Annotated in this window: 3 protein-coding genes; all 3 read left to right on the top strand. The window is 70.5% G+C overall.

The window, feature by feature from the left end; translation table 11 throughout:
* Window positions 1–858, top strand: an 858-nt coding sequence (locus AC1DOC_RS28110) for an acetyltransferase domain-containing protein (protein ID WP_478130962.1), incomplete at its 5' end; no start/stop codon positions are given.
* A 5-nt stretch (window positions 859–863) separates the two neighbouring features.
* Complete coding sequence (locus AC1DOC_RS28105; protein ID WP_478079650.1) at window positions 864–1,616, top strand: DUF4198 domain-containing protein; 753 nt, start codon at window positions 864–866, stop codon at window positions 1,614–1,616.
* Between the two features lie 13 nt (window positions 1,617–1,629).
* Window positions 1,630–2,763 (top strand): OprD family outer membrane porin (locus AC1DOC_RS28100; protein ID WP_478130961.1); only part of this gene is annotated, 1,134 nt, incomplete at its 3' end.

Here is a 2,763-nt window from a genome sequence, read left to right as displayed (position 1 = left end):
CTGCTGGAGGTCACGGTCATCAACTTCGCATGGACCTTCCAGTTCCCGCCGGCCAAGGTGTTCCTGCAGGTGATCTGGATCATCGGCCTGTCGATGCTGGCGCTGGCGGCGCTGGTATGGCTGCCGCGCAAGGTGCTCATCGTGCTGGGCATCGTGCTGGTCGCGGGGCACAACCTGCTCGACGGCCTGCACTTTCCCGTGGGCCATGCACTGCACGTGCCCTGGGCCATCCTGCACGACCGGGGCTGGATCGAACTGCCCGGTGCTGCACTGAAGCTGCGCACCTCCTATCCGCTGCTTCCATGGATCGGCGTGATCGCGCTGGGCTACGCCGCCGGGCCATGGTTCGCGGCCGGCGCCGATGCCGCGCAGCGCCAGCGGCGGCTGCTGGGCTGGGGCGCGGGGCTGTTGGCCGGCTTCGTGCTGCTGCGGCTGCTCGACGTGTATGGCGACAAGCCCTGGACGGCCGGCGACACCGCCCTGGCCAGCTGGATGGGCTTTCTCAACATCACCAAGTACCCGCCCTCGCTGCTGTTCATTGCGCTGACGCTCGGCATCGGCCTGCTGCTGCTGCGCGCGTTCGAGCGCCGGCAGGGTGCGGCATGGCTGGCGCCGCTGGCCGTGTTCGGTGCCGCGCCCATGTTCTTCTACGTGCTGCACCTGTACGTGCTCAAGTTCCTCTATCTCGGCGCCGAAGCGGCCTGGGGCCGGAACCAGGGGGCGCTCTTCGGTTTCGATGCGATGTGGATGGTGTGGGCCGCCGCGGCTGTGCCGGCCATTGCGCTGTACCCCGCGGTGCGCGCCTTCGCCGGCCTGAAGGCGCGGCGCCGCGACATCGCCTGGCTCAAGTACCTGTGATGGCCATGGCATTTCTTCTTCACAACCCCATGCTGCGCGGCGCCGTCGCGGCTTCGCTGCTGTGGGCCGCATCGGCCGCGGCCCAGGCCCACGGCATCTGGTTTGCCCAGCGCTCGGGCGACCTGGCGCTGATCTACGGCGAGGGCGGCGACGACCTCGACGCCGCCAAGCGCCTGCCGCTCATCAAGGCGGTGGCCGGCTACGACGCGGCGGGCCGCCCGGTGCAGACCGCGCTCGAAGCGGCCGGCAAGCTCGCGCTGGTCGACCTGCGCGAGCAGCCCGCCATCGTCGCTGCCGTGCTGGACAACGGCATCTGGACCAAGGCAGCCAACGGGCAGTGGTTCAAGAAACCCAAGGGCGAGGTGCCGGGCGCCTCGGCCAGCGGCCACAACTTCAAATACGCGGTGCATCTGCGCGCGCCGCTGGGCCGGCCGCTTGGAGGGCTGCCTGGCCATGCGCTGCAGATCGTGCCGGTCGATGCCGCGCTGCCCGCGATGCGCGGCGAACCGCTGCGCCTGCGCGTGCTCTACCGCGGCGAGCCCGCTGCCGGCGTGCCGGTGCTGGCCGACTTCGTCAACGACCCCGATGGCGAAACGGCCCTGACCGGCGCCGACGGCACGGTCACGCTGCCGGTGCGCAACCAGGGACTCAACGTGATCGCCGCCAGGCTCGATGCGCCCGCGGACGATCCCGCCTCCACCGACAAGGTCGAGCACCTGGCCACGCTGTCGTTCCGGCTCGCGCATGCGCCGGAATGAGGAGGAGCAGGACATGATCCGCACGCAATCGGCATTCCCTGCCGCCCGTCCGGCCCCGTGCCGGCGTTTCCCGAGGGCCGGGCGACGCTGCTGGGGCGTCGCACTGATGATGCTCGGCGGTGCCGCGGCCGGTGCCGAAGCCCCGGTTGCCGAAGCCACCGGAGGCTTCGTCGAAGACACGCGATGGAGCCTGCTGAACCGCACCGTCCTTGAACGCCGCGACTACCTGGACGGCGGCAGGAGCAACGGCGGGCGCAATGCCGTGCTGCCCAAGGCCAGGCGCAGCGACTACGCGCAGGAATGGGGCTACGGCCTCATGGGCGCGGTGGAGTCGGGCTTCACGCGCGGCGTGGTCGGCTTCGGCGCCGATGCGCACGCCTACTTTGCGCACAAGCTCTCGGGCGACGACCTGCGCGTCGGCAAGGTCCGCATGCTGCCGGTGGACCGCCAGGGCTACGCACAGGACGGCATTGCGCGCGGCGGTGCGGCGCTGAAGGTGCGCATCTCCTCCACGGTCCTGAAGGTGGGCGAGCAGCGCACCAAGGCGCCGATCTTCAGTTCTTCCGACACGCGCCTCTTGCCCGAGACCATGCGCGGCTGGCTGCTCACGAGCAACGAGATCGACAAGCTCACGCTGCAGGCCGGCCATTTCACCGGCTCGGCCGACCGCAACGCGCGCGGCACCGCCAATCCGCTGGTCGTCAACTACCTCGACCCGAAGTCGCCGCGCGGCGATGCCTTCGACTTTGCCGGCGCCACGTGGAAGGCGGCGCCCGCGCTTTCGCTCTCGGCCTACCTCGGGCGGCTGAAGGACACCTGGCGCACCGGCTACCTCGGCGCTTCCTACGCGATGCCGCTCGACCCGAAGCGCGCGCTGGCCTTCGACCTGCAGCTCTATCACAGCAAGGACACCGGCCGCGCGCTGGCCGGCCCGATCGACAACACCACCGCGAGCCTCATGGCCACCTACACGCACGGCCCCCACCGCATGGGCGTGGGCTGGCAGAAGGTGGACGGCGACACGCCCTTCGACTACCTGACGCGCGGTGCCATCTGGCTCGGCCCCCACCGCATGGGCGTGGGCTGGCAGAAGGTGGACGGCGACACGCCCTTCGACTACCTGACGCGCGGTGCCATCTGGCTCGGC

This window comes from Variovorax sp. 01T439_2 (genome assembly GCF_056398445.1).
This window is presented reverse-complemented; position numbering and strand designations above follow the sequence as displayed.